At 60.6% G+C, this 23,779-nt stretch carries 36 protein-coding genes; 22 read left to right on the top strand and 14 right to left on the bottom strand.

Features of this window, described 5'->3' with window-relative positions:
* Positions 1-35: 35 nt before the first annotated feature.
* The 14 genes from OKC28_RS11605 to OKC28_RS11670 all read right to left on the bottom strand — a co-directional run bounded on the left by OKC28_RS11605 (position 36) and on the right by OKC28_RS11670 (position 11,080).
* Positions 36-1,379: an NCS2 family permease gene (locus OKC28_RS11605; protein ID WP_042467256.1), complete on the bottom strand. Its 1,344-nt coding sequence runs from the start codon at positions 1,377-1,379 to the stop codon at positions 36-38.
* A 268-nt stretch (positions 1,380-1,647) separates the two neighbouring features.
* The gene (locus OKC28_RS11610) at positions 1,648-1,983 is read right to left on the bottom strand and encodes a hypothetical protein (RefSeq protein WP_021138350.1); all 336 of its coding nucleotides are present in this window, start codon (positions 1,981-1,983) and stop codon (positions 1,648-1,650) included.
* A 93-nt stretch (positions 1,984-2,076) separates the two neighbouring features.
* Positions 2,077-3,744, bottom strand: a complete 1,668-nt coding sequence (ettA, locus tag OKC28_RS11615; protein ID WP_017412471.1) for an energy-dependent translational throttle protein EttA — start codon at positions 3,742-3,744, stop codon at positions 2,077-2,079.
* Between the two features lie 28 nt (positions 3,745-3,772).
* On the bottom strand, positions 3,773-5,080 hold the full coding sequence (locus tag OKC28_RS11620; RefSeq protein WP_257707159.1) for a site-specific integrase: 1,308 nt from the start codon (positions 5,078-5,080) through the stop codon (positions 3,773-3,775).
* On the bottom strand, positions 5,056-5,265 hold the full coding sequence (gene xisR, locus OKC28_RS11625) for an excisionase family protein (RefSeq protein WP_033130544.1): 210 nt from the start codon (positions 5,263-5,265) through the stop codon (positions 5,056-5,058). Before xisR ends, OKC28_RS11620 begins: the two co-directional genes overlap by 25 nt.
* A gap of 66 nt (positions 5,266-5,331) precedes the next feature.
* Positions 5,332-5,796, bottom strand: coding sequence for a single-stranded DNA-binding protein (gene ssb, locus OKC28_RS11630; RefSeq protein WP_210558408.1), 465 nt, complete (start codon positions 5,794-5,796; stop codon positions 5,332-5,334).
* Complete coding sequence (locus OKC28_RS11635; protein WP_270659359.1) at positions 5,796-6,053, bottom strand: hypothetical protein; 258 nt, start codon at positions 6,051-6,053, stop codon at positions 5,796-5,798. The genes ssb and OKC28_RS11635 overlap by 1 nt, the downstream gene beginning before the upstream one ends.
* Positions 6,054-6,107: 54 nt before the next feature.
* The gene (locus OKC28_RS11640; RefSeq protein WP_041211145.1) at positions 6,108-6,302 is read right to left on the bottom strand and encodes a hypothetical protein; all 195 of its coding nucleotides are present in this window, start codon (positions 6,300-6,302) and stop codon (positions 6,108-6,110) included.
* Entirely contained in the window at positions 6,278-6,715 is a 438-nt protein-coding gene (locus tag OKC28_RS11645) for a hypothetical protein (RefSeq protein ID WP_128341960.1), read from the bottom strand. The genes OKC28_RS11640 and OKC28_RS11645 overlap by 25 nt, the downstream gene beginning before the upstream one ends.
* An 87-nt stretch (positions 6,716-6,802) precedes the next feature.
* A complete protein-coding gene (locus OKC28_RS11650) occupies positions 6,803-7,450 on the bottom strand; it encodes a hypothetical protein (protein ID WP_270689279.1) in 648 nt (215 codons plus the stop codon).
* Positions 7,447-9,150 carry a phage N-6-adenine-methyltransferase gene (locus OKC28_RS11655; protein WP_270689280.1) on the bottom strand — a complete coding sequence of 568 codons (1,704 nt, stop codon included), beginning with the start codon at positions 9,148-9,150 and terminating at the stop codon, positions 7,447-7,449. Before OKC28_RS11655 ends, OKC28_RS11650 begins: the two co-directional genes overlap by 4 nt.
* Complete coding sequence (locus OKC28_RS11660; protein WP_270689281.1) at positions 9,147-9,488, bottom strand: DUF4406 domain-containing protein; 342 nt, start codon at positions 9,486-9,488, stop codon at positions 9,147-9,149. The genes OKC28_RS11655 and OKC28_RS11660 overlap by 4 nt, the downstream gene beginning before the upstream one ends.
* A 137-nt stretch (positions 9,489-9,625) precedes the next feature.
* Complete coding sequence (locus OKC28_RS11665; RefSeq protein WP_270689283.1) at positions 9,626-10,210, bottom strand: hypothetical protein; 585 nt, start codon at positions 10,208-10,210, stop codon at positions 9,626-9,628.
* Positions 10,211-10,414: 204 nt separating this feature from the next.
* On the bottom strand, positions 10,415-11,080 hold the full coding sequence (locus OKC28_RS11670; RefSeq protein ID WP_270689285.1) for a LexA family protein: 666 nt from the start codon (positions 11,078-11,080) through the stop codon (positions 10,415-10,417).
* Between the two features lie 92 nt (positions 11,081-11,172).
* Here OKC28_RS11670 and OKC28_RS11675 point away from each other — a divergent pair, with 92 nt between their 5' ends.
* From OKC28_RS11675 to OKC28_RS11780, 22 genes are all read left to right on the top strand, one after another.
* Positions 11,173-11,376 (top strand): Cro/CI family transcriptional regulator, encoded by a 204-nt coding sequence (locus tag OKC28_RS11675; RefSeq protein ID WP_103857825.1) that lies wholly within the window; start codon positions 11,173-11,175, stop codon positions 11,374-11,376.
* 7 nt (positions 11,377-11,383) lie between these two features.
* A complete protein-coding gene (locus OKC28_RS11680; protein WP_270689287.1) occupies positions 11,384-11,905 on the top strand; it encodes a phage regulatory CII family protein in 522 nt (173 codons plus the stop codon).
* Positions 11,905-12,186: a hypothetical protein gene (locus OKC28_RS11685; protein WP_202605895.1), complete on the top strand. Its 282-nt coding sequence runs from the start codon at positions 11,905-11,907 to the stop codon at positions 12,184-12,186. The genes OKC28_RS11680 and OKC28_RS11685 overlap by 1 nt, the downstream gene beginning before the upstream one ends.
* The gene (locus tag OKC28_RS11690) at positions 12,176-12,442 is read left to right on the top strand and encodes a hypothetical protein (RefSeq protein WP_270689289.1); all 267 of its coding nucleotides are present in this window, start codon (positions 12,176-12,178) and stop codon (positions 12,440-12,442) included. Before OKC28_RS11685 ends, OKC28_RS11690 begins: the two co-directional genes overlap by 11 nt.
* Complete coding sequence (locus OKC28_RS11695) at positions 12,435-13,499, top strand: hypothetical protein (RefSeq protein ID WP_270689291.1); 1,065 nt, start codon at positions 12,435-12,437, stop codon at positions 13,497-13,499. The genes OKC28_RS11690 and OKC28_RS11695 overlap by 8 nt, the downstream gene beginning before the upstream one ends.
* Complete coding sequence (locus OKC28_RS11700) at positions 13,477-13,962, top strand: hypothetical protein (protein WP_210558236.1); 486 nt, start codon at positions 13,477-13,479, stop codon at positions 13,960-13,962. The genes OKC28_RS11695 and OKC28_RS11700 overlap by 23 nt, the downstream gene beginning before the upstream one ends.
* On the top strand, positions 13,962-14,243 hold the full coding sequence (locus OKC28_RS11705; protein ID WP_050498211.1) for a hypothetical protein: 282 nt from the start codon (positions 13,962-13,964) through the stop codon (positions 14,241-14,243). Before OKC28_RS11700 ends, OKC28_RS11705 begins: the two co-directional genes overlap by 1 nt.
* Before the next feature lie 76 nt (positions 14,244-14,319).
* Positions 14,320-15,030 (top strand): phage regulatory protein/antirepressor Ant, encoded by a 711-nt coding sequence (locus tag OKC28_RS11710; RefSeq protein WP_270689293.1) that lies wholly within the window; start codon positions 14,320-14,322, stop codon positions 15,028-15,030.
* Positions 15,027-15,224 carry a DUF3283 family protein gene (locus tag OKC28_RS11715; RefSeq protein WP_270689295.1) on the top strand — a complete coding sequence of 66 codons (198 nt, stop codon included), beginning with the start codon at positions 15,027-15,029 and terminating at the stop codon, positions 15,222-15,224. Before OKC28_RS11710 ends, OKC28_RS11715 begins: the two co-directional genes overlap by 4 nt.
* Entirely contained in the window at positions 15,221-16,213 is a 993-nt protein-coding gene (locus OKC28_RS11720) for a DUF968 domain-containing protein (protein WP_270689297.1), read from the top strand. Before OKC28_RS11715 ends, OKC28_RS11720 begins: the two co-directional genes overlap by 4 nt.
* A complete protein-coding gene (locus OKC28_RS11725; RefSeq protein WP_270689299.1) occupies positions 16,200-16,586 on the top strand; it encodes a RusA family crossover junction endodeoxyribonuclease in 387 nt (128 codons plus the stop codon). Before OKC28_RS11720 ends, OKC28_RS11725 begins: the two co-directional genes overlap by 14 nt.
* Before the next feature lie 94 nt (positions 16,587-16,680).
* Entirely contained in the window at positions 16,681-17,202 is a 522-nt protein-coding gene (locus OKC28_RS11730) for an antitermination protein Q (protein ID WP_232300634.1), read from the top strand.
* A gap of 193 nt (positions 17,203-17,395) precedes the next feature.
* Positions 17,396-17,602, top strand: coding sequence for a hypothetical protein (locus tag OKC28_RS11735; RefSeq protein WP_073349951.1), 207 nt, complete (start codon positions 17,396-17,398; stop codon positions 17,600-17,602).
* Between the two features lie 2 nt (positions 17,603-17,604).
* Complete coding sequence (locus OKC28_RS11740) at positions 17,605-18,102, top strand: lysozyme (protein ID WP_270689301.1); 498 nt, start codon at positions 17,605-17,607, stop codon at positions 18,100-18,102.
* Positions 18,099-18,425 carry a DUF6527 family protein gene (locus OKC28_RS11745; protein WP_270689303.1) on the top strand — a complete coding sequence of 109 codons (327 nt, stop codon included), beginning with the start codon at positions 18,099-18,101 and terminating at the stop codon, positions 18,423-18,425. Before OKC28_RS11740 ends, OKC28_RS11745 begins: the two co-directional genes overlap by 4 nt.
* A complete protein-coding gene (locus OKC28_RS11750) occupies positions 18,422-18,940 on the top strand; it encodes a DUF2514 domain-containing protein (protein WP_270689305.1) in 519 nt (172 codons plus the stop codon). Before OKC28_RS11745 ends, OKC28_RS11750 begins: the two co-directional genes overlap by 4 nt.
* Before the next feature lie 16 nt (positions 18,941-18,956).
* Positions 18,957-19,301: an HNH endonuclease gene (locus tag OKC28_RS11755; RefSeq protein WP_234887970.1), complete on the top strand. Its 345-nt coding sequence runs from the start codon at positions 18,957-18,959 to the stop codon at positions 19,299-19,301.
* A gap of 265 nt (positions 19,302-19,566) precedes the next feature.
* Positions 19,567-20,007 (top strand): phage terminase small subunit P27 family, encoded by a 441-nt coding sequence (locus OKC28_RS11760; RefSeq protein WP_223940217.1) that lies wholly within the window; start codon positions 19,567-19,569, stop codon positions 20,005-20,007.
* A gap of 2 nt (positions 20,008-20,009) precedes the next feature.
* Entirely contained in the window at positions 20,010-21,755 is a 1,746-nt protein-coding gene (locus tag OKC28_RS11765; RefSeq protein ID WP_270689308.1) for a terminase large subunit, read from the top strand.
* Positions 21,739-21,930 carry a hypothetical protein gene (locus tag OKC28_RS11770; RefSeq protein WP_128341918.1) on the top strand — a complete coding sequence of 64 codons (192 nt, stop codon included), beginning with the start codon at positions 21,739-21,741 and terminating at the stop codon, positions 21,928-21,930. Before OKC28_RS11765 ends, OKC28_RS11770 begins: the two co-directional genes overlap by 17 nt.
* The gene (locus tag OKC28_RS11775) at positions 21,905-23,170 is read left to right on the top strand and encodes a phage portal protein (protein ID WP_263719520.1); all 1,266 of its coding nucleotides are present in this window, start codon (positions 21,905-21,907) and stop codon (positions 23,168-23,170) included. Before OKC28_RS11770 ends, OKC28_RS11775 begins: the two co-directional genes overlap by 26 nt.
* Positions 23,145-23,756: an HK97 family phage prohead protease gene (locus OKC28_RS11780; RefSeq protein WP_270689312.1), complete on the top strand. Its 612-nt coding sequence runs from the start codon at positions 23,145-23,147 to the stop codon at positions 23,754-23,756. Before OKC28_RS11775 ends, OKC28_RS11780 begins: the two co-directional genes overlap by 26 nt.
* Positions 23,757-23,779 lie beyond the last annotated feature (23 nt).

Below are 23,779 nucleotides of genomic sequence, written 5' to 3' on the forward strand. Positions count from 1 at the left end.
TCGATGACGGGCATTTTTGTTTGCGAAAGTCAGGTTTAGTGGCTGTCGACCCAGACAAACTTGAGCACGAACAGCAGGGCGACCACCAGTACGCAGGGGTTGATCTCGCGCCAGCGGCCTGTGCCTGCCTTCATCACGCAGTAGGAGATAAAGCCGATGGCGATCCCCTCCGTGATGGAGAAACTGAACGGCATCATGACAGCTGTCATGAAGGCGGGCACAGCTTCGGTCAGGTCTTCCCACTTCACCCGGGTCAGCTCGGAGCACATCAGCACACCCACATAGATAAGGGCCCCTGCTGCAGCATAAGCAGGCACCATGGCCGCGACGGGGGAGAAGAAGATCGCCAGCAGGAACAGCAGGCCGACCACGATGGCGGTCAGGCCGGTGCGGCCACCGACGGCGACGCCGGAGCTGCTCTCGATAAAGGCGGTGACAGAGGAGGTGCCCATGAAGGCGCCGCCGACCGAGCTCACGCTATCCACCAGAAGCGCCTGCTTCATGCGCGGGAAGTGCCCCTTGTCGTCCGCCAGCTTGGCGCGGTTGGTGACGCCTATCAGGGTACCGGAAGAGTCGAACAGGTTGACCAGCATAAAGGAGAAGATGATCCCGGCGAGGCTGATGTCGAGCGACCCCATCAAATCCAGCTGGCCGAATACCGGCTCTATGCTCGGTGGCATGGAGACGAAGCCCTTGAAGGTCACATCACCAAACAGCCAGCCCAGGGTGGTGGTCACCACGATGGCGATCAGCACGGCGGAGTGAACGCCGCGGGCTGAGAAGATGCAGATCAGGAAGAAACCGAGCAGCCCCAGCAGGCAGGGCAGGGAGGTGAGATCGCCCACCGTCACCATGGTGGCCGGGCTCGCCACTACGATACCTGCGTTGTGCAGGCCGAGCAGGGCGATGAGCAGACCGATACCGGCTGTGATGCCGACCCGCAGGGTGAGCGGGATATTGGCGATCAGCCAGTAACGAACCCGCAGCAGGGTGAGGATCAGCAGACCCATGGCACCCCAGAAGATGGTGCCCATGCCGACTTGCCAGGAGTAGCCCATGCCGGCCACCACCACGAAGGCGAAGAAGGCGTTCAGTCCCATGGCTGGGGCCAGGGCGATGGGCAGATTGGCCAACAGGCCCATCAGTATGCTGCCGATGCCAGCGATAAGGCAGGTAGTGACGAACACGGCCTGGGTGTCCATGCCCGCCGCAGAGAGGATTTGCGGGTTGACGAACACGATATAGACCATGGTCAGGAAGGTGGTGATCCCGGCGATGACCTCGGTGCGGGCGGTAGTGCCATGGCCTTGCAGGGCAAACAGGCGCTCAAGCAATCCTTGCCCGGCGGCCTGATTGGCAGCTTGGTGTTGTTGGTTCATGTTGGATTCCAATAGGTGACGTGAAATAAGCAGCAGGAGAGTCGGCACCCCATCCATGCGTGGGCAAGGGGGCTGTTTTTCTGGTGACTAAGTGACCAGACTCGTCCTGATACCGTGACAGCGCGCGCATTTTTACACAGGCGGCGGCGTTTACAAACCCCGGATCTGCGAAGCGGATCAATGAATAGAGCATAAATTCAAACGTTTTCTTTTTGAGCAATTTAAAAGGTCCTCGATAGAGAACCTTTTATGGCTGACAGAGGCCGCGTCAGAGGGTCTTGAAGTAACGCTCCACCAGCTGGGCCAGCACGGAGTCGAGTCTGTCCTGTACTTCCCCCAGCTCCCTACCGACACGACGCAGGAACAGACTGGCCTGCTCCTCGGTCAACTTGCGCCCCTCGATGAAGAACTCCTGCTCCGGCAACTGCTTGTCATAGCGCGGGATCAGCACCCAGCTCACCAGCTCGGGATAGATGGCGGCGAAGATCTTGGCGGCGGCGACACAGAAGGTCTCGATGTGCTCCTTGCCATCCGGTCCGAGGCAGCCGGGTTCGACCCGGATCTGGATGGTGAGTTTCTTCTCTGTGGGGGTCTGGGTCGTCATTTCGATACATCCATGCAAAGGCATCCGTCTTGGATTGTATGCCAAAAGGCAATAGAAAGGGGAGCCGAAGCTCCCCTTGTGACGCCGTCACCCTTATTTGGTGATGCGTTTGTATTTTGCGCGATGGGGCTGGATCGCCTCGGCGCCGTAGGTCTTCTTCTTCCACTCTTCGTATTCGGTAAAGTTGCCTTCGAAGAAGGCAATATTACCCTCGTCCTGATAGTCCAGGATGTGAGTGGCGATGCGGTCGAGGAACCAGCGATCGTGGGAGATGACCATGGCACAACCCGGGAACTCCAGCAGGGCGTTCTCGAGGGCGCGCAGGGTTTCGATGTCCAGATCGTTGGTCGGTTCATCCAGCAGCAGCACGTTGCCACCGGTCTGCAGCAGCTTGGCCAGATGCAGACGGCCACGTTCACCACCGGAGAGCTCGCCGACCCGCTTCTGCTGATCGGCGCCCTTGAAGTTGAAACGGCCGATATAGGCGCGGCTCGGGAACTCGTAGTTGCCGATGCGCAGTATGTCCTGACCGTCGGCGACCTCTTCGAATACCGTCTTCTTGTCATCCATGCTGTCGCGGAACTGATCCACAGAGGCCAGCACCACGGTTTCGCCCAGGGTGATGGTGCCGGAGTCCGGCTGCTCCTGACCCGACATCATGCGGAACAGGGTCGACTTACCGGCACCGTTCGGGCCTATAATGCCGACGATGGCTCCCTTCGGAATGGCAAACGACAGATCGTCGATCAGCACCCGATCACCGTAGGATTTGCGCAGGTTCGCCACTTCCAGCACCTTGTCGCCGAGGCGGGGTCCGGGCGGAATGAACAGCTCGTTGGTCTCGTTGCGTTTCTGGTAGTCGTTGGTGTTGAGCTCTTCGAAGCGAGCCATACGGGCCTTGGACTTGGCCTGACGACCTTTCGGGTTTTGACGAACCCACTCCAGCTCTTTCTCGATGGACTTGCGACGAGCCGCTTCGGAGCTGGCCTCCTGGGCCAGGCGGGCATCTTTCTGCTCCAGCCAGGAGGAGTAGTTGCCTTCCCACGGGATACCTTCGCCGCGGTCCAGTTCCAGGATCCAGCCTGCCACGTTGTCGAGGAAGTAGCGGTCGTGGGTGATGGCCACGACTGTGCCTTCGTAGTCGTGCAGGAAGCGCTCCAGCCAGGCCACGGATTCCGCATCCAGGTGGTTGGTCGGCTCGTCCAGCAGCAGCATGTCCGGTTTTTCCAGCAGCAGACGGCACAGCGCCACGCGGCGGCGCTCACCACCCGAGAGGTGCTGGATCTTGGCGTCCCAGGCCGGCAGACGCAGGGCATCGGCCGCGCGCTCCAGCTGGTTTTCCATGTTGTGGCCACCCTGGGCCTGGATGATGGCTTCCAGCTCGCCCTGTTCGCGGGCCAGCTTGTCAAAATCCGCATCGGGATCGGCGTAGGCCGCATAGACCTCGTCGAGGCGAGCCATGGCGCGCTTGACGTCGCCTACCGCCTCTTCCACCGCTTCACGGACTGTCTGCTCCGGATCCAGCTTGGGCTCCTGGGGCAGGTAGCCGATCTTGATGCCGGGCTGCGGACGGGCTTCCCCTTCGATCTCGGTATCTATGCCGGCCATGATGCGCAGCAGGGTGGACTTACCGGCACCGTTCAGGCCCAGTACGCCTATCTTGGCGCCCGGGAAGAAGCTCAAGGAGATGTTCTTGAGGATATGACGCTTGGGCGGCACTACCTTGCCGACCCGGTTCATGGTGTAAATAAATTGAGCCATTGGCTAATTCTCTTTAATTTACAGGTTGTTATTGTGTTGCTGTGAAATCTTGGGGCTGTATTGGGGCCAAATCAGAAAAGCTGGCCCCAAGCCTGCCCCAAACCCTGTCCGCTTCGTCGCGGTCTTGCTCGGGGATCCATTTGCCATAGACTGTTCGCACCATGGTGCTGTCCTCGTGCCCCAGGTATGACGCAACCCATTCAGGGTTGGCGCCCGCGGTTAGCATCCAGCAAGCAAATGTATGGCGCATATGGTATTGGGTTCGGCGGCGAATGCCAGCCCTCTTTATCAACCTGTCCCATTTGTCGCCCAAGGTGAAGGCTGTGTAGCAGATACTGAGCCCGGGCGTCTTGCTGGTGACGTCTGGACTAAATACAAACGTGACCTTCTCGTCGACCTGCCGGCGGTCCCTCAACGTCTTCTTGATGTAATGGGACTGGCGCATGGCTGTCATTGGCCGCATGCGCTTCAGCGCCTCGATTGCAGGGGGCAGGAGTACAATGGTTCGCTCATGTCCGGTCTTCGGTACCTTGAAGTTGCGGGCCTGGGTGATGTTGCGGCGGATTTGGAGCTCCCCGCGCTCCAGGTCAACATCCTCCCATGCTAGGGAGCAGAGCTCCCCAGTACGCATGCCTGTCCAGCATGCGAGCTGGATCCACATCGCATCCATATCGTGCCGAGCTGCTTCCTGCAGGCGCCGGAACTCATCTTGATCAAAAGGGTCTGGTTTATCCCGGATCACTTCCACCTTGGTCAGCACTGAAGAAAGGTCCTGGTGGGTGTAGCCGTTCTGCTTGGCGAAGTTGAACAGCCCAGCGGCGACCATCATGTAGTAGTTGACCGATCTCGGAGCCAAGGGCTTGCTGGTTCTGTTCCGCGGCTCGGTCATCAGGTACCGGCGCCATTGTTGCAGGTCTTCGGTCCGGAAGGTGCTGACGATCCGGGTGTTGTCCAGGTCGGCGGCCATCATCCCCAGAATGGAGCGATAGCGACCACGGGCGTTATCGCCGATGTCCACATCCTTGATCTTCAGGTAGTGCTCCACTAGGTCACCTAGCGAAATGTCACGGCTTGCAGTCGTGCCAGCGAACCGGTGGGCATTCTTGCTGTCTGGGAAGTGCTTGGCGTAGTCGAACACCCCGATGGCAATCTCGTGCAGGATGGCCTCCCGTTTTCGGGAGGCATGCTTGATGTTGGCTTTGGTGGCCGGCATGTTGAGCGTTTCCCGGCATCGCTTTCCGTGGAAGCGGAAGTCGATGCGAAGGCTCTTGCCGTGTAGTTCGACACCTGGTGTTACCGCAACGATGTCGATCAGTTCTTGGTTCCGGTCAGCCAATCCTCATATCTCCGCCAGTGATAGACATACTTCCCATCCGGGGCCAACTTGTAGTGGACCCCCTCTATAAGCTGGCCCTTCTTCCGCTTCTCGCTGATGGCCTTCTCAGTGTACCCGAACATCTCCCCCAAAACTCGAGGCAGAACCCAACTGGGGCGTTCCATCACAACCACTTTCTGATGCATATTCATGTCTCCTTTACGCCTCACGGCTAGAAGATCGGCCCCATGGGGCCACTGTCTTTCGTTGGCCTAGAACGGCAGATCGTCGTCATAATCGATGGGTGGTTCGGTGTAGGCCGGCGACTGCGCCGGTTGTTGGGTTGGCCTTGGCTGACCGCTTGCTCCCTGCTGTTTCCCTCCTCCATTCCCTCCCAACATCTGCATCACACCGGTGAAGCTGTCGACCAGCACCTCGGTGGTGTAGCGCTCCTGGCCGCTCTGATCCTGCCATTTGCGAGTCCGCAGTTTGCCCTCCGCATAGACCTGGGAGCCCTTCTTCAGGTGCTTCCCTGCCACCTCAGCCAGCATTCCCATGAACACGACACGATGCCACTCGGTGCGCTCCTTGGCCTCGCCGGTCTGCTTGTCACGCCATGTTTCTGAGGTAGCCAGGGTGATGCTGGTGACAGCTTTCCCGCCGGACATGTAGCGCACTTCCGGATCCTGGCCCAGGTTGCCGATCAGGATGACTTTGTTGATACCGCGGCTGGCCATCAGCGATGCTCCAGGGCTTGATGGAGTTGCTGGAACTTGGCGTTGACCTGCTTCCATTCGGGATCCTTTGCCTGCTTGAGGCAGTGGATACGACGGGCCATCGCGAGCTTGGCCTTCTCCAGCATGTTGGCGCTGGTGGCGTGGTGCTGGGCTTTCTTGTAGGAGAGGGCCGCATCCTGATGGTTGCCGGCATGCTCCTGCTGGATGGCCTGCTTGAGATCATCCCGGTAATTGCGCTGGTAAAGTTTGATATGCATCGTGTCCTCCAGGACAGTCGTGGTTCGTTACACCCAGGCAGCATGGCCGGGCATTCAATTCAGGGGGGATTCAATCTCCTGGTACTCCAGTTCGTTGAAATTCAGATACTGGGCCGGGGCCTTGTCGATGGCGGCCAGCCGGATCTGCTGGTGGGTCATCGGGTGGTGCGCCTCGACAGTTCCGGTCAGGCGATCCGGTGCGGCTCCCAACTCTGTGGCCGCATTCAGGGTGTAGCTGTAACGGTGCATTGGCCTGCTCCTTTGGTTGTGTCGATCTGCCAGCGGTAGCCGCCGTGTTGTTTCTGCTGGCCGGCAAGACAGCGGGTGATGCCGACCCTGACAAAGCCTCCCTTGGTCTCGGCATCCGTGACGCTGTCGAACCGGACGACCTGATCCCCATTGATGCCAATCACCGGCGTCTTGTGCCATTGCGGATCCCGCACCTGGTCCACGAAGAGGCGGCGAGTGTGCCGCCCTCTGCCGTTCTCCCCGACCATGCAAAAGTGTTCAACCCGGGTGGTGAAGCGGGCCTCCCTGTGTATCTGGCCCATCACGATGCTGGCCTTGCTGACCGTGAGGGAGAAGGCCGCTGCCACCTCTGCGCTGATGGCGCCGCCGGTTCGGGCATGAACCCACTCGGCAACCTCCTGAATGATGCTCATGCGCCCACTCCTATAACAGTGCCAGCGCAACGAGCGCGGCCAGTGTGTTGAGTGCCAGGATGGTGATTCCGGCCGTTTTCTGCTTGGTCATTTTTTCATCTTCTTCACCATTTCGAGAAACTGCTCGGGATGGCCTCTGAGGGTGAGCAGATCCGCCCGCACATAGGGCACCTCGCAGGCCATCACCGAATTAGCGCACCAGCTCACTTCGCTGGTATCTGATGGGAACGGCTCGCTGTGGTAGTGGAGCTGATCGCCAACCTGCAACCAGATCCGCTCAGGTGCAGTGTGGATGGTTTCGGTTACGGTCACAGCAGGATCCGGCAACTGGCCAGCCAGCACGGAGTCGATGCTGGACACTATCGACTGCACGATCTGTATTTCAGACTCAGGGCGCGATAGCGGAGAAACGTACCTGCGCGCACGCCGCAACAACTCCGCCAGCGCCTGCTCGCGCTTGTGGTGGTTGGCCAGCAGCTCAAGGCGTGATCGTAGAGGGTGCTGTTCTGGCACGATGCCGGAGAGGATGGCCTTGTCGATGGCAAGGCCGGTGCTGTTGCGCTCTGCAAGGAGCTGCTGGATCCGTTGCTTGCAGTCGAGCAGGCTTTGCCTTGATGCCAACAGCTCACGGTATGCGTTTGCCTGTGGGTTGTTGCCGCACACCATTCCCACCAGATCTTCATCGCTGAAACTATTGGCGCTTTGTTCCTCTGTTAAACCAGTGCGTTTGATCATGCTGCGACCTCGTCTTGCTGGGTGATGGCGTTTATCAGGATGCGTTGTCGGTCGAGGCGGCGGATCTTGGGGTTGTCCTCGATGGCCTGCAGCAGGGCGGCCACGCCAGCCTGACGCTGCGAGTCGGTGATAGCAGGGGCCTGCCGCTCGACGAGTGCCAGTATGGCGACGCACTGACGCAGCTGCTCCTTGGTTTCCTCGTCCAGAGTGGTGTATTCGTCCATCAGCTGCTCGTCGCTGACCGAGATGGCGATGGCCACCTCGCGGGCGGTGTAGTGCTCCTTGATGCCATAGAGCACTGTCAGCACGGCGACAAAGCACGACCACTCAGCGCCGCCCAGATTGAGCTCGTCGTTCTGGTAGTCGAAGGCCCAATCCTCGAGCGGCTTGGTGCTGAACTCCTCGGCCACCTGGTGGGCATCCGGTTCTTGTCCCGGAACATCGACCATATCGAGCTGCTGCTCGGCATGGTCTGGCTCGGGGCTGGTGGGCTCGGCGCTTTGGGCCAGCAGCTCGGCGGCCTTGGCGGTGGCCAGCGTCAGCAGATCGCCGGGGGCCGTCAGGTTGTCGATGATCCAGGCGGCCAGCTCTGCAGTCTTGGCTGGGGTCAGGATGTCGGCATCGTCGATCTGGTAGATGATCGCCTTCACTGCTGGGTGACGCTGCCAGCGGGGCAGGGTGGGGGCGCGGTTATCTTCCATGACAAAGCCCTGATGGATAGGCTTGCCGGCCAGCAGGTTGGCGACGGCCAGATCGAGCCGATAGAAGATCTCGGAGAGTGGATAAGGCTCGTCCAGCCAGCCTTGCACATAACCCCTGACCGTATCCTGCTGCTCTTCGCCGAGATCAACACACTCAATCTGTTTGGACATGATGCTGCTGGCATCGGCATAGCCCAGTTCGGCCGCCGACGCGGTGCTGGCCTCGTTATCGTCGGCTGCTGGTGGTTCCCCCGCGGCCGGTTCTGTTTCGGCGGGTTGCTCCTGGGTGACCACGGGGGTCAGCTTGGGCGTGGCGTTACGGATAACGTGATCGGCGGCCAGGGTGAGCTCTACCGCTTGGCGGTGGATCATGTCGAGGATGATGGTGCCGGTGGTGATGAGGTCGTCACGGCGCAGGCGTGCCTCGGGGCGGCGCTCGCCCTGCCAGCTGGCGTCGAAGATCACTACGGCTGAGGCGAAGCCGCTAGAGCTGGGCTTGTCCTTCTTGGGGTCGCGAGGCACGTACCAGCTCGGTACCTCAAAGCCGATACGGCCGCTGATGAACTGGATGAAGTCGGCATCTTCCGGCCACCAGGTTTCGCTGGTGGCGGCCTTGATGAGCAACATGATCTTGGCACCCAGCGCCCGTTGCTCGCGGCAGTAGTTGAGGATGGCCTCCATCCCGGTGATGGGGTTCCCTTCGCTATCCGTGCAGGGGCGCGAGTAGGGCGGGTTGGCGTAGGCCGCGCCCCCCAGCCGGCGCAGGTCGGCGGCCAGCTCCTGGGTGAGGGCGTTGTCTTCGGCATCGTAGTAGTGCGGCACCAGGTGGTTGCAGTCGTCGGCAAACATGTCGAGCACCACCGGCCCCAGGGTGGGGGCGAACTGGTGGAACAGGCCCCAGGCCAGCGCCTTTGGGGTTTGCCATTGGTCGCCTATCTGCTTGAGCTCGTGGTCAGGCTGGGCCTGCAGCTCGGCCAGCGCTTGGGCGTAGTGGTTCATGCCGCCACCTCCGGGCTGGTGGGGTACCAGGCAAAGCCGTCTTCGGCTTGGCGGATGACTTTGCCGCACTTCATGGCGAGGTGGAACTCGGCGGTGGCGCCCAGGCTATCGCGCCAGCCCGGGAGCATGACCAGCTCGTCGGCGAGCATGACCATGGGCAGGCAACAGGCCATGTACTCGGCTTGGGTCAGGCCCTCGGGGAGGATGGCAGGGTTGAGCGGGATATGGCCACGCTCACGCTGGTGGTTGGCCTCGGCATGGAAGGCGGGGCGGTTGCAGTCAGGCAGGCCCGACATTGGCCCTGCGATGTAGACGATTTTGCGTTGTTGGTTCGACATGGTTCATCCCGTTTACTGGTGTATCTGGGATGAAGTATAAGTAGGCTTACATTGTTGGCGCAAGCAAAAAGTAAGAGCTCTTATATTTTGTGGTGTAAAAAAGCCCACCGTGCTGGTGGGCTTGAGTGCAGTAGTTTCTATTTCACGGCCTGAAGTTGTTTTGCAACATCTCTAGCCACTTGGGATGCGACATCGTCCCAAGCTGCTTCCAAGATACCTGTAGCGCTCATACCACCTATGGATGGATCATTTTTACGTGAGAAATAGGTTTTCACCCACTGACTTTTGCCCAAGGTAAGCTTGGCTTTGAATGTTATCTCACCTACGTCTAGAGAGGGGGTTACATTAAATACGCCAGCTGAATACTCGAATTTTGACTTTGCTTCAATAACATCAATCAGTAAAGGAAGACCATTTGGAGAAACCTGAGTGAAAGCGCTAATGGCTTCACTGATCCTAGCTGCCATGGCGACACCGGTCGGAATCCGGGTTTGGGATGCGCTGCCCACATAGCCAGAAGCACCTTGAACATCGATCCTGGTTGGGAAGCTTGATGGGGCCCATGTGATCATGACCGCTGGCAAATCTTTATCTACAGCTTCTTTTTGGAGTTCTTGATATGTTGGATATGAGAGGCGGTTGTTGAATGGCAGTGTCACTGCACAACCACTGAGAACACTAATAGCTAAGGTTGTTATTAATAATGATTGAACTGTTTTCATATTAATCCTTTGATTTTATTTTTAGATCCAATGTTATTTTTACAAGTTTTACTTAGCTTATAGAAAATAAATGCATAAGACACCATTGTTGAATTTATGGTTGTTTAATTGGCTGTCTATTTAGAGCTGAATTGTTCAGTCCTTTCACTTATAACAGTTTTCAATCACTCCAAACTATTCCAGCTAGGTGATACATTGGAATTGTTATCTGCGCTTTCTTCTTCGGCGATGTTCAACCATAGTGCCGATGATTTGAATGGGCTGGCGATCCGAACGCATGGTGGCGTAATCGTCATTAAGCGGGGCCAGCTCGAAGATCTCTTTGCCGTCTTCGCTGTAGCCGCGGGGGCGGTACTTCTTGAAGGTGGCCTCTTCTTCGCCGTTCTTGGCAACCACGAAGTCACCAGGGTGGAGCGGTTCGTCCGGGTCGATCAGCACCAGGTCCCCTTCGGTAAATTCCGGTTCCATGGAGTTGCCCCGGATCACGATGGCAAAGGCGCGCTGTCCCAAGTCAAGATCGGTAGTGATATAGGCCATATTGCCATCGCACTCGCGGATCTCGTTCGGCGCTGTCCATACCCCTGCCTGCACATAGCTGATCACCGGGATCCGGTGAATGTCTGGCTGGGCCATCTCCATGTTTGGCGCGGCTGATTGCTCAATCTCTCCGCCGTAGAGGATGTAGTCAGGCGTCACCCCGAACAGCTTTGCTGCATTCAGCAGGTTCTCACCGCTCAGGTTTGTTTTATCGCTTTCCCACTGCACCACGCTTGGCGCTTTGATGCCGAGCATTTGCGCCAGCTTCACTTGGGTTAGACCGAGGCTTTTTCGAAGCCGCCTGATCCGATCTCCTACCGATTCCACACGCATCCCCTGAAAAAATAAATATAAGTCATCTTATACCGCCTTGATAGAAGCATTCTTTCAATATACTATAAGCATACTTTTATTCAGGGGGCTGTATGACCAAGAACGAAGCCTTAAGCAAGTTCGGCGAAAAGCGAGCTGAGCAGGTCCAGCGAATGGCCGAAATGCTCAACATCAAGCGCGAAGCAATCTACCAGTGGGGTAACGAAATCCCTGAGCTGCGGGCCTATCAGATTGAGAAGTTAGAGCGTGAAGGCCTGTTACCTGTCGGCGCTGAGCGCCTTAACCAATCTGCTTGAGGCCATCATGACAGAAGCCAAAAAAACAACCACGAGAGTCAAGCGGGATCACTCCCACGCATCTGACCCTATTGACGCCGCTTATCAGCTGAGCCGCCGGTACAACATCACCGATCTGGCCCGCCTGATGGGCTCCAAGCGCCCGACCACCCTGAACAACAAGTTCAACCCTGCTTGCGAAGACCACCACCTGACCCTGTCCGAGGCAATGGCGGTGACCGAGCTAACCGGTGACAACGCCATCCTGCAGGCCTGGGCGCTGGCCCGCGGCCATACGCTGGTGGCCCTGCCTGATAGCACGGTGACCGAAGAAGAGCTGGCCGACCAGGTGATGCTGGTGGGCGAGGTGGTGGCGGCAGTGTTTGGCGAGCTGCGGGAGGCGCGGCAAGACGGGGTGATCGACCCCGTGGAACGGCAGGCCATCACGGCGGCAGTGCACCGGGCCATCAAGGAGCTGTTGAGCCTGGAAGAGTCGGTAGCCAGTCAGGTGCGCCCGTTCCCGGGGCCACATGCACAAGGAGAGAAGTGATGAAGGAAGCACAAAAAGAGTGGGCCGGCGCTGCTGTAACAGCCCGACCCGAGGTTGGTTTTCGCGGAGAAAACAACGTGAACAAGCGTACCCAACAATCGCCGAGGGCGCAAGGCAGTCGCCGCGCGTGCATCCCGCCCATGTTGCCGAAGCTGGTGGTGGGCACCCGGGGGGCCTTTCTGGTCTACAGCGGGTTGCGCATCCCGGCCACGGCCGAGCAGGTGCAACGCCATCTGGCCTGTTTGCAGCAACACCTGCAGGAGGTGGCCCATGCATCCTGAGCTGTTTATCGAGCGCAACGTGGCGCAGATCCTGACGGCGGGGGGATACACCCCGGATGTGGTGCACCCCGCAACCCAGGAGGCTCTGCGGCATTTTCGCACCACGCCGTGCTTTGCCAAGGGGCAGGCCTTTGCCAAGTGTCTGGCGGAGGGAAAGAAGATGGCCAAGTTGCTGCAACGCAAGCTGCGCCAGCAGGAGAAGGACGCCAAGAAGGCGGCCAAACCGACGCGAGTGAAGAAGGTGAGCCATGGGTGAGGTAGTCAGACTGGCGGCCCCGGTGGCCGCCCCTGTTTCGCGAGGATGCAACGTGGCCGACAACCGTCGCAGTGGGTTTGTCCTGCTGTACAAGAGCCTGAAGGAGGTGCCGTTTTACCGCGATCCGGTGCGCAAGGCGCTGTGGCTGCACCTGCTGCTGGAGGCGGCGCACGAGCGCTGCGAGGTGAGCTTCAACGGCAATCGCCTGTTGATCCAGCGTGGCCAGGTCGTAGGCTCTGCCCGTTCCCTTGGGGAGGCCTGTGGCATCTCCGAAGACAGTGCCCGCCGATCCCTGGATGCTTTCGAGCAGGAGGGGATGATCAGCCGCTCCAGCAAGCAGGGTACCCGTGGTTATACCCTGGTCACCCTGCTCAATTACGACCCTTACCAGCGCGGAGTTTCAGAACACATTGGCGCGGAGTTTCGCGCGGAGTTGCAACCCGCATCAAAGCAGGGGACGGAGGTGGTATCGCAATCTGATGGCGCGGAGTTAGGCGCGGAGTATCACGCCGAAGATCTAAACAAGATAAACAATAAAACAAACAAAGATCTTAAAGACTCTTCGTCGCAACTCGCTGACGCGACTTTCGACCAGCAGGGGGAGGGAACTGCCATCGAGGGGGTTGCCGCTCCCGAACCCAAGGCCCGGGTGATTCCCGAGGCTGCCATCCAAACCCCGAGCGGCAAGGCGTGGGGAACCGGTGATGACCTGATGACCGCGCAGTGGATGTTCCGGCGGGTGCAGTTGATCACCCCGACCGCCATTGAGCCGAACTGGGCGCAGTGGGCGAACGTGATCCGGCTGATGCGCGAGCTGGACCAGCGTAGCCACCGCGATATCTGCGAGCTGTATGACTGGGTGAGCCGGGATGCGTTCTGGTGTGCCAACGTGCTGTCGCCGCAGAAGCTGCGCCAGAAGTGGGACCAGCTGCAGGCCAAGCGCGGTAATCCATCTGGCGGCCACCAGCGCACCCTGTCCAATCTGGCGCAAGCCCAACAGCAGGCCCAGGCCCTGCGAGCCGCGGGGGTCGATTATGACGACAACACTCCCCTCTAACGTGACCAGCCTGCCCGTGAATCAGGCCACTTTGCAGGTGAGCACCGGCATGTCGATGTTCCTGGCCGATGAGCTGTTGCCGTTGATGGCCGGATGCTGGCCCGCCAGTGCCAGCCAGTTGGATGCCAATGCCCGCGGCGTGGCCATGGCCTGGGGTGTTCAACTGCGCGGGTTCACCGCCCAGCAGATCCGCGAGGCAGTGTTAGAGCTGGCCGATGACGCTGGCCGCCAGTTCGCCCCGCGCCCGGCCGAGGTCAAGGCCACCATCCTGCAGCGCAATCCGGTACCGAAGTCTGCCCCTGTGGGCCGCCAGGTCTCTTTGCGAGCCTGCGAGATGCAGGCGGAGGCCCGTGTCTATGTGCGTGATCGCGAGGTGACCGATGAGGCGGTTCAGGTCGAATTGCTGCAGGTGCAGGCCGAACTGCGCCGCGAGGGTGTGACGATTACCGGGAGGATGGGGTGATGGCTGTGACGTTCAGTGAGGCTTGTGAGCGGGACATTCGCCGCGCCCGGTATGTGCGGGTGGCTGTGTACCCGGAGGTGAAGGATTGGCTGCCGGTGCAGGTGCGCCTTGAGGTGTCGGATTGCCCGGCGCACTTGGGGTTTACCTCGCAGGCTCACCGTGCCGGGCATTACCTGGTGCAGGGGGCCGAGCTGGCGGAGGTGGTGAAGGCGGTTAATACCCTGCGCGGCCAGCAGCAGCGGCCCGTCACGCTGGAGATGATTCCATGCGCGATCTCGTGATGCCGATGCTGGCGGTGCTGTTACTGGCCGGCTTGGCGTTGTACCTGGCCGCGAATGTGTCGATGGGGGGAGAAAGATGGAATTGATGATGCAGGGGGCAGCCCCGTTGACGATGACCAGCGTGGAGATCGCCGAGCTGACCGGTAAGGAGCACAAGAATGTGCTGGCCGATATTCGCCGGATGCTGGTGGAGATTCAATCGGCTGAAAAGTCAGCCGACTATCAGGACAGCCTTGGTCGTGCTCAACCGTGCCTGTTGCTGGACAAGGACGAGAGCCTTTGTCTGGTGGCCGGTTACAGCGCCCAGTTGCGGATCCGGATTATTCGCCGCTGGCAGGAGCTGGAGCAGCAAGCCCACCAGCCCGCGATGATGATCCCCCAGACCCTGCCGGAGGCACTGCGCCTTGCTGCCGAGCTGGCCGAGCAGAAGATGGCGCTGGAACAGAAGGTGGCGATGGATGCCCCGGCGGTGGAGTTCGCCAAGCAGATCGCCAGTGTGGAGAAGGGGATCACCTTGTCGGCGTTCGCCAAGACGGTGGGCCTGGGCCCCAACACCCTGTTCGCCCTGCTGCGGGAGCGCAAGATCCTGATGAGTTGCCGCGGGGAGCGTTGGAATCTGCCGATGCAGGAGTACGTGGACCGTGGGCTGTTCGCGACCCGGGAAAGCTCCTTTGACAGCAACGGCGAGCGCCGCATCAGCTTCACGCCCTTGATCACCGGCAAGGGTCAGCAGTGGCTGGTGGAGCGGTTGATCCGTGACGGCATCCTGCGCGGGGTGGCGGCATGAGCCACAACTTGGCGATGTTGCCATCGGCCGATCGGCAACGCATTGAGTTGATCAAGCAGGCGCACCTGCTGGTCTGGCGCCGGCGGCGCAATGAGATCGGGCGTGAGGTCGTGGTGGCCGCCATCGATGAGGTGGATGAAGAGCACCGTGAGTGGTTTCGCCAACAGTTGAATGCGATCAGGGGGCAAGCGTGAGCGCAGGAAGCGCCGTGTTTGTCGAAGCACTGGGGCTGGCCCTGGTACCGCTGGGCGACAGCCTGCCGGCGGTGAGGCGTCAACTGGCTGGCAAGCCGGTGCGCCTGGTGCGCGATCAGGGGGCTGACCTGCTGGCCCAGTTCCCTGAGCTGGTGTCGGCCCTGGCCTGCGCCGCAGTGGTCAATGCCGCCGGTGGGGAGCTGCTGACCGCCAATGCCACGGCTTGCGTGATAGCCGATGGCTGCATTGGGGAAACCGTCACTGCAGAGGTGGAGGGGGTCCATCTGCCTTTGTGCTGGCATCACGACAACGAGCACCGCAATGGGCAGTTACCGATCCGCCTCGCCGATGTGGCCGGGTGGCTGGCGCAGCTTGTGCTGCAGCGGGTCGCTGGCTGGTGTGGGGTGGCCGCTGCTGACCTGACTGCCCGGGATCTGTGCTGGTGGGCGACCGTCTACAAGGTGCTGCCTTCATTACCGGATCCGCTGCTGCGCTCTGCCTGTCGCCTGGCACCCATCGAACCGGATCGGAAGTGGTCGCCCCGCGGTAACCGGGAGACCGATGCCCGCTATCGTGATCATCGCCTTGAGGTGGCAGAGCGCGATCCGCTGGCTGATCTGCGGGCTCGCATCAATGCCAAACCAGCTATTCGTCAGATCGACCCAGAACCCGCGGCCCTCCACCTGGGCAGGCCCAAGCGCCAGCGCTGGGAGTGTGCAGCCTACCTGGCCTTTGTCCGGCAGTTGCCCTGTGTGGTGACTGGCCAGCGCGAGGGCATCGAGGCGCACCATGTCGTAGGTCACGGTATGAGCGTGATGGGCAGCAAGGCGCATGATCTGATGGTGTTCCCACTCGCCCACCAGCCACACATGGAGTTGCACCGGATCGGGTGGAAGGCCTGGGAGGCCCAGCACGGTTCGCAGTTGGAGCACGTGATCAACACATTGGAGCTGGCATGCTCCCTGGGAGTGTTCAATGCCAAAAGCTGATTCATGGACAGTGACCCTGCCATGGCCCCCTTCAACCAACCGGATCTGGCGCAATGTGGCCGTGAGCGGTAAGCCCAGAACCCTGCTGAGCCAGGAGGGGAGGGTTTATCGCAAAGCTGCGGCCGATGCCTGTCTGGCTGCCAAGTTAGCCGGCAAGCAGATTCCCGATCGGCTGGCCCTGCGGCTGGTGGTGCAGGCCCCTGACCGGCGAGCCCGGGATCTGGATAACACGGTGAAGGCGGTGCAAGACGCCCTAACCCACGCCGGGGTGTGGCTGGACGATAGCCAGATCGACCGGTTGCTGGTGGAGCGCGGGCCAGTAGTGAGAGGGGGAATGGTGTCGGTAACGGTGGAGGTGATGAGTGCGCTTTGAATATGCAATTACCGTAGGGGATCCGCGTTCTGTGATGCTGCAGGCCTATCAGGCCCAGTCAACGGGGCGTTCTCATCTGACAAAGAGTGATGTGATGACGGCATTGGGAATGGTTCAGAAGCACAATGGTGCCGGCATGGCGCTGGTGATGGCGCGTTACTGCAAAGACCTAGGGGATGCCAAGAAGGCCCTGCTAGCTGTGCAAGCCGAGTGCACCAAGATTGCCCCCCGCTATGTGGGGGCCAACAAGGAACGTGGCCATGGCATGGCCTTGCGCCGGGTGGCCGAGCTGGCCCTGGAACACTACTGCCGCACTGCTGACACTCCTGGGGCTTCCTGTCACCCGCAGTTCTGCCGGGGGCGGGGAGTGATCCGCGACCTGGAACTGAGCCGCCTGCACGGCAAGGCGATTGATAAGGTGTGCCCACGCTGTGGTGGTACCGGGCTACGCCCCATCCCGGGTACTCAGATCAGACGCGCCATTGAACCGTTGGCTGGTGGACTGACCCGTGGGCAATGGGAGCTGGGCTGGTATCCGCTCTATCTGGCCGTGCTGGATTGGTGCCACCAGCAGGAGTCAGCGGCGCAGGCGCGCTATTGGTATACGACGCGGTAAGTCACTTGCCCCTAGAACCCCGCTTCGGCGGGGTTGTTGCTTGTGCAGGTGAGGGTGGCTTGACGGCCACCTGCAATTTTGTGTAGGCTGATTGCCAACGATGGAAGACTGCACCCGAAAGGTTGCGGTCTTTTTTGTTTCTTGCTCTCAAACCTCGGCTTAGCCGGGGTTTTTTCGTTTCTGGGGTGGATTCATGAATCAAGGACATGAGCAGATCGCTACCACTGTGGTCGGTGAAGCTGCGAAATCTGCCCCTCCTGTAGCGGTGGTGAGTATGTCGTGGGCTGGTGTCTCTTTGAATGACTGGGTGCTGATCGCGACGCTTGTGTGGCTTTCGGTTCAGATCGGCTGGTTTATCTGGTCGAACATCATCAAGCCACGCGCCAAGCAGGTGGGGTAGGCATGACAAAAGTACGAATTGCCATAGCGGCGCTCACTCTCAGTGCTGCCGGCTTTGTGGGGATCCTGAATCGGGAGGGGTTTGAGCCGACGGCTTACCCCGACCCCGTACACGGTACCAAGCTCCCCACTATCGGCTTTGGGAGCACCGAAGGGGTCAAGATGGGTGACACCATCACGCCCGTCGCCGCGGTGAACAGGAGCCTTCGGGAGGTGCGGGTGTTCGAGAATGCCCTTAAGGCCTGCATCAAGGTGCCACTCCACCAGTATGAGTTCGACGCCTATGTCGAGCTCTCCCACAACATCGGTCCCGGCGCCTTCTGCCGATCCACCATCGTGAAGCGCCTGAACGCTGGCGACTACCCCGGGGCCTGCGAGGCGATCCTGCTATTCAAGCGTTCCGGCAACCAGGACTGCTCGGTACCGGGGAACCGGGTATGCCCCGGGCTCTGGAAAGACCGGCTGCGCCTCAATGCGAAGTGCAAGGGAGGCGCATCATGAGCGAGTTCATTAGAATTTCCCCGGTCCTGGAGAAGGCAGACGGTATGCTGTTTTTCGCGTGCCCTGGCTGCAAGATCCTGCACGGCGTGAACATCGAGCGTGATGGCCGTCCGCGCTGGACTTGGAATGGAAGCGCCTTGCATCCCACGTTTTCCCCATCGGTCCTGGTGCAGTATCCGTGGCGTCTGCTGGAGAGTGGCGAGCGTGAGCAGATCGTTTGCCACTCTTTCGTCACTGATGGGCGCATCCAGTTTATGGATGACTGCACCCATCACCTGGCCGGGCAGACTGTGGCCATTCCTCCACTAGAGGACGCTGAATGATGCCCGCCGACCTGTTCCGCCGTGCCCTGCCCTACCTGGTGGCCCTTGCCATCGCCCTGTGCGCCCTGTGGGGCGCTTATCGTCATGGCGTCAACGTGACCGACACCGCCTGGCAGTCGAAGTGGGACAAGCAGGCCCTGAAGCTGGCCGAGGCTAAGGCCAAGGCCATCGAGCTGGTGCGCGAGGAAGAGCAGCGCAGACAAGCCGCCATTGACGGAGTGAGACAACATGCAGAACAACAGATTGCCCGGGCTGAAGCTGACGCTGCTGCTGCCGATGCTGCTGCTGACAGCCTGCGCGAGCAAGCCAAGCGACTGGCAGCCCGAGCAAGTCAGTGCGCCAGCAATCCCCACGCTACCCAGCGAGGCGAGGCAGCAGCCCAGCCCAGCGTGGTGCTCGCCGACGTGCTCGGCAGGGCTGACCAAAGAGCGGGTGAGCTGGCAGCAGCTTATGACCGAGCTCGAGCATCAGGATTAGCCTGCGAACGGGCTTACCAGTCTCTGGTTAAGGAATAGGATGCCACCGAAACGGATGAAGCCATGCCGTCACCCCGGTGGCTGCCCAGCCCTAACTGCTGACCGTTCCGGCCTGTGCGATGCGCATCGCGTTTCGGGCTGGGTGGCGCACCAGGCGGGAAAATCGCGGCACCAACGAGGGTATGGCAAGGAGTGGGACAAGCTCCGCCGCATCATCTTGGTGCGGGACAACTACCTGTGCCAAGCCTGCATCAGGACAGGGGTCTATACCCAGGCCACCACGGTTGACCACATCAAGGCCAAGACCCACGGCGGAACGGACGACCATGCGAACCTTGAGAGTCTTTGTGCTCCTTGTCATGGTGCCAAGACCGCCCGCGAGCGACTGAAAAGCCGGTGAAATGGCCTGAGTTTGAGGTGCTGACCGGAAAACATGCCCTTTTGATGCCACCCCTTTGAGATCCTTTTCGGGATCCAACCTGACCCATTGAATCCAGGCCGGGCGCGGACTAGGCGGGGAGGGGGTGGTCAAATCCCTACAGCTTTTCGCCCCTTAGTACCGCCGCCCAGGGATTTTTACACGGGCGGGAAATAAGAAAAATTTTCCAGCGTGATGTCACGGCCACCGATTGAGGTGGTGGCGTGATGTCACACGAGGTGCGTTTATGACAAGAGCCGCAGGGGGAGGCCGCCCGACTGGCGGAGATCTGCCGGCGGTTGCCTCCGACCAACTGATCACCAGGGCGCCCCCTGTTCCCGAAGATTTGCAAGACTCCGCCCCCGCCGCTGCTTTGTGGAAGCAGACCATCAAGATCCTGATCAACCGCAAACAGCTCACCGGAGATCACCTGCCGCTGGTGCTGGCCTATTGCGACTCGTTCGATCTGTATCTCACCGCCAAGAAGATGATCAAGGAGGACGGGATCACCACGCCGACCGAGAGCGGCATCAAGAAGCACCCGGCGGTCGCTGTGCGTCAGGATGCGCTGTCTACCCTGGTGCGGGTCGGTAGTCTGCTTGGTCTGGACCCGACCAGTTACCGCCGGCTGATGGGCGGTGGCGGAGGCGGCGACCCCGAGGGGGACAATGAATTTAGGACCTTCTGATCATGGCCGCCAATCCGAATGTCAACGCCGCGAACAAGTACGCCCGCGACGTTGTCTCGGGTCGAATCACCGCCGGGCTCTATGTTCGGCAGGCCTGCCAGCGCCACCTGGACGATCTGGAGAAGGCCAAGGATAAAGCCTATCCGTACAGGTTCGACATCGCCGCCGGCGAGCGGGCCTGCAAGTTCATACAACTGCTTCCCCACACCAAGGGGAAATGGCGGCGCCTGCCGCTGGCCCAGCGCCGTATCACCCTGGAGCCGTGGCAGCTGTTCTTTCATGCCTGCGTCTACGGCTGGAAGCGCAAGAAGGACGGCCTGCGCCGGTTTCGGCGGGCGGCCCTGTTCGTGCCGCGCAAGAATGGTAAGTCCATCGTCGCGGCCGGGAACGGGCTCTACATGTTCGCCGCCGATAACGAGCCGGGCGCCGAGGTGTATTGCGGGGCGACGACCGAGAAACAGGCGTGGGAGGTGTTCAAGCCAGCCCTGCAGATGACGCACCAGTTACCCAACCTGCGTCGTCATTTCGGTGTCATGGTCGCCGCCAAGAAGATGATGCGCCAGGATGGCTCTGTGTTTGAACCCATCATTGGTAACCCCGGCGATGGCTCCAGTCCCCACCTGGCGATTGTCGATGAGTACCACGAGCACGACACCGCCGAGCTGTTCGACACCATGGACACCGGTATGGGGGCCCGTGAACAGCCGCTGATGCTGGTCATCAGTACGGCGGGCTTTGACCCGACCGGTCCCTGCAAACAGTTCTGGGACGAGTGCGTCAAGATGCTCGCGGAGGTCGAACCCGATGACGAGCTATTTGCACTCATCTACACCCTGGATGATGGGGATGATCCCTACAGCATCGAGGCCCTGCGCAAGGCCAACCCCAATTTTGGCGTGTCGGTGTTCGAAGATTACCTGGCGGCCCAGCTGCTGCGCGCCAAGCGTAGCGCCCGCAATCAGACCAAGTACCTGATCAAGCACTGCAACGTCTGGACGACCGCCGCCGTCACCTTCTTCAACTTCGGCCACTGGCAAGCCGCCGGTGACACGACGCTGAGGATAGAGGACTTCATCGGTTGCCCCTGCTGGTTCTCGCTCGACCTGGCCAGCAAGCTCGACGTCTGCTCCATGGTGATCGTATTCGCCCGCTACGAGTCGGACGGCCAGCTCCATTACTACCTGTTCAGCCGCCACTGGCTGCCGGAGGAGACGGTCAACGACCCGGACAACCGCAACATGGCGCGCTATCAGGAGTGGATCGCTACCCCTTGGCACAACAGCGGAGGGGTGGCCCTCAATGCCACCGATGGCGCCGAGATAGATTTCGGCGAGATCGGGGGAGAGGTGATCGGCCTGGCGAATGTCTACTCGCCCCGCGAGGTGCCGCACGACCCATGGAACTCGGCGCAGCTCGCCCAGCAAATCGCGGCGGCCGGCTGGCTGCCGGTGGCGATCCCGCAGACCACGGCACACCTCAGCGCGCCGATGAAGGAGATCGAATCGGCGATCGCCTCCGGGCGCCTGCACCATGACGGCAATCCGGTGCTCAACTGGATGATCTCCAACGTCATGGCGAAGGAGGATGCCAACGAAAACGTGTTCCCTCGCAAGGGGAATCGCGACGCCAAGATCGACGGCGCCGTCGCGGCCATCATGGCCGTGGGCCGCGCCATGCTCAACAAGGGCGAGTTTATGAGCCCCTATGCAGATGATGACTATGACCCGACTGATGCGCGTCTTGATTGACGCAGCGCTGCTGCTCGGCCTCTGCCTGATTGGCGCAGGGGCCTACTTCACCTATGGCCTCGGCCCCGCCCTGTTGCTGGTCGGTGGCTTGCTGATAGGGCTGGCCCTGCTGGTCGTCCTGGTAATTTTGAAACGATGGGGAGACCGCCATGCTCGGGATGTTGCTCGGGAGTGAATCGCGCGCAGAGGTGCTGTCCTCGTCAGATCCGGCGCTGGCCGAATGGTTTGGCCTGGCCCCGATGACTGACAGCGGCATCGCCGTTACCGCCAAAACTGCCATGCGCCTGGCGGCGGTCTATGCCTGTGTCCATCGGCTATCGAGCAACATGGCCCAGCTCCCGCTTCATGTAATGCGCCGGGACGGTAGCAACGTGGTGGACGGCAACGATCATCCTGCCCACGCCCTGCTCTCCACCTCGCCCAACCAGTGGCAATCCAGCTACGACTGGCGCGAGCAGGCCCAGCAGGTGGTGCTGACCAATGGCAACGCCATCACCCGGTTGCGCCGTGACCGGCGTGGTCAGCTGATCGAACTGGATTTGTTCGAGCCGGAGCACATCGGCGAGCCTGTCAGGGGTGCCTCCGGTTGGTATTACCCCGCTTACGACGCCCAGGAGCAGCGCTGGTTTGCACTGCCGATCTATGACGCCGCCCACATCAAGGGATTTGGCGGCAGCCGCTACTGGGGAATGAGCCCGATCCGCTACCACGCCGAGACCATTGGCCTGGGCCTCGCGGCCAAGAAATATGGCTCGCAGTTCTTCGGTGGCGGTGGTCGCCCCTCCGGCATTCTGATCGACAAAACCCCCAACGCTGTTGGCGATCTCGGCAAGCAACACCGCGCCAACCTGAAATCTGCTTGGAAAGAGGGCGGTATCGGCAAGGGTAGCGGCCGCACAGCCCTGCTCTCGGGAGATCTGGACTACAAGGCGATCACCATCTCGCCGGAAGAGGCGCAATTCCTCGACACCCAGAAGATGAACCGCAGCGAGATCGCCGGGCTGTTCAACGTCCCCAGCCACATGATCAACGACCTGGAGAAGGCGACCTTCTCCAACATCAGCGAGCAGGCCATCCACTTCGTGCGGCACAGCATCATGCCCTGGGTGGTGCGCTGGGAAATGGAGCTCAACCGCAAGCTGTTCACGGACATGGAGCGGCGGGCGGGCTACTACGTCAAGTTCAACCTGGCCGGTCTGCTGCGCGGTACTGCCAAAGAGCGGGCCGAGTTCTATCACTACGCCATCACCGATGGCTGGATGTCCCGCAACGAGGTCCGTCTGCTCGAAGATAAGAACCCGAGGGATGGGCTGGACGAGATGCTGGTCTCTGTCAACGCGAGCAAGCTGATCGGCGATAAAGACAAAAACACCAACGACGAGGTTAAAGATGACCCAAGCAACAGCGACCAGTGATCGGGAGCGACGCTTCTTCCGCTGCGAGGTGCGCGCCGATCCCGGTGTAGAGGGGCAGGGGGCCAAGATCATCGGCTATGGCGCCACCTTCAACAGCCTGAGCGAAAACCTCGGCGGCTTTCGCGAGATCATCAAGCCCGGTGCCTTCGACAGCGTGATGCAGGACGATGTGCGCGGGCTGTTCAACCACGACCCCAACTTTGTGCTGGGCCGTACCAAGAGCGGCACTCTGCGTCTGACCCTGGATGACACCGGGCTGCGCTACGAGATCGACGCCCCTGACACCCAGACGGTGCGGGATCTGGTGCTGGCCCCGCTGCAACGGGGAGACATCGACGGTAGCTCGTTCAACTTCAGGGTGGCCCACGATGGCGAACGTTGGTACTACGACGATGACGGCCTGCTGATCCGCGAGATCACCAAGTTTGCCCGCCTCTACGATGTCGGCCCGGTAGCCTTCCCGGCTTACCCGGATTCTGCCGCTGCCTCCCGCTCCATGCAGGATTACCTGGCCACCGAGAGCCGCGCCCAGATAGAGCAGGATCGCCTGCGACGGGAGCGAGAATTGAAGCTGATCGGCGCCTGACCGCGCTGTAAACCCTGACCCGC

The organism is Aeromonas sp. D3 (assembly GCF_027705025.1).
Classification (GTDB): Bacteria; Pseudomonadota; Gammaproteobacteria; order Enterobacterales; family Aeromonadaceae; genus Aeromonas; species Aeromonas salmonicida.